This window comes from Bartonella rattaustraliani AUST/NH4 (assembly GCF_000312565.1).
Lineage (GTDB): Bacteria > Pseudomonadota > Alphaproteobacteria > Rhizobiales > Rhizobiaceae > Bartonella > Bartonella rattaustraliani.
In genome coordinates this window covers 1-1,185 of record NZ_CALW02000037.1, presented here as the reverse complement: position 1 = coordinate 1,185, position 1,185 = coordinate 1, and the positions used below count along the sequence as shown (strand labels likewise).

Below are 1,185 nucleotides of genomic sequence, written 5' to 3'. Positions count from 1 at the left end.
TCTCTGCCCGAGGCAGCAATAAAGCTATCAATATCTTCTTTTTTAATGCAGTGAGAGGTTTCATAGAATTTACACTGAATAGCCGCATAGCCTTCTTCATCACGAATTTTAGCGACCAGATCAATGCCAATATCACGCCCATCTTCCCCACGCTCTTTTGCCCACTCACAATAGGTCTGAACTGTTTCATATTCTTGCTTTTGAATGGGGTCCTGCGTCAAATAAGTCTTGACCAGGTTTTCGAAAACAGTTCCTCGTTCACGAGGATTTGTGGCACCCTCACGACAGAATTGTAAGAGAGAGCGTAAAGAGATTGGTTTATTATCAGATTTATGAGATTGCAGCATTATGAGGGTCACTCCATTTGTCTTAAGACGTCGATCAATTGTCATCAAAAGAATCGGAATGAAGTTTAATAAATACATTTCGGATAAATATCGAGAGCAAAATGAGGCAAAGCTACTTTTCAAGCTTTTTAGTTTTTCTTTTAGTGATGAGGATGATTTTCAAAAAATAGTGAATGTATTTTCAATTAAATTAAAAGATCCGCAATCGTATTTCAAATACGAATTTAGCATATACAAAGACTACTTTAACTTAGCTAACCATTGCTAAGAAGATTATAACCAGAATAAAGAGAAATGAAGTTTTTTTGATAGAATGGAGAAAGAGATTGATTACAAAAACCCTGCGGGGATGATTACATAACGACTCCTCCTCCGAGAAACACAATATATAAGACATTTTCATTTAGCAATTACTTTTCTATGAGACGTGCGAGCAAAAAAGAAAGGAGTTTAATATGAGTACTAAGTATCCATATATTAAACCTCTCACCGATGAAGAAGAGGCTGAAATTCAGAAAGAAATTGCTAACGATCCAGACGCACCAGAACTAACAGACGAAAAAATTTCTCAAGCAAAATCATTCGCAGAAGTATTTCCTGATTTAGCTGAAAGCATTAAACGTTCTCGAGGACGTCTACAAATTGATAATCCTAAAGAGCTGGTATCAATTCGTTTATCACCAGATGTTTTAAAAAAACTCAAATCCTTTGGTCGTAAGTGGCAATCAAAAGTCGATGATATCTTACGTAAAGCAGTTGGTTTATGAAGTTTTTATTTACATCATGGTATCTTTATATAATTTGGATGTACAATAAGTTCACATATATTTACAATTCG

2 protein-coding genes are annotated in these 1,185 nt (G+C 35.1%); one reads left to right on the top strand and one right to left on the bottom strand.

The window, feature by feature from the left end; all coding sequences use genetic code 11:
* Positions 1-347, bottom strand: a 347-nt coding sequence (locus BN67_RS11695; RefSeq protein WP_019223243.1) for a restriction endonuclease, incomplete at its 3' end; no start/stop codon positions are given.
* A gap of 455 nt (positions 348-802) precedes the next feature.
* On the opposite strand from BN67_RS11695, the gene BN67_RS06000 reads away from it, so the two are divergent.
* On the top strand, positions 803-1,114 hold the full coding sequence (locus BN67_RS06000) for a BrnA antitoxin family protein (RefSeq protein ID WP_019223241.1): 312 nt from the start codon (positions 803-805) through the stop codon (positions 1,112-1,114).
* Positions 1,115-1,185: the final 71 nt, after the last annotated feature.

What these genes read in the sequence shown, in the direction of transcription:
- BN67_RS06000 (WP_019223241.1), top strand. Translation starts at nt 803, where the DNA reads ATGAGTACTAAGTATCCATATATTAAACCTCTCACCGATGAAGAAGAG.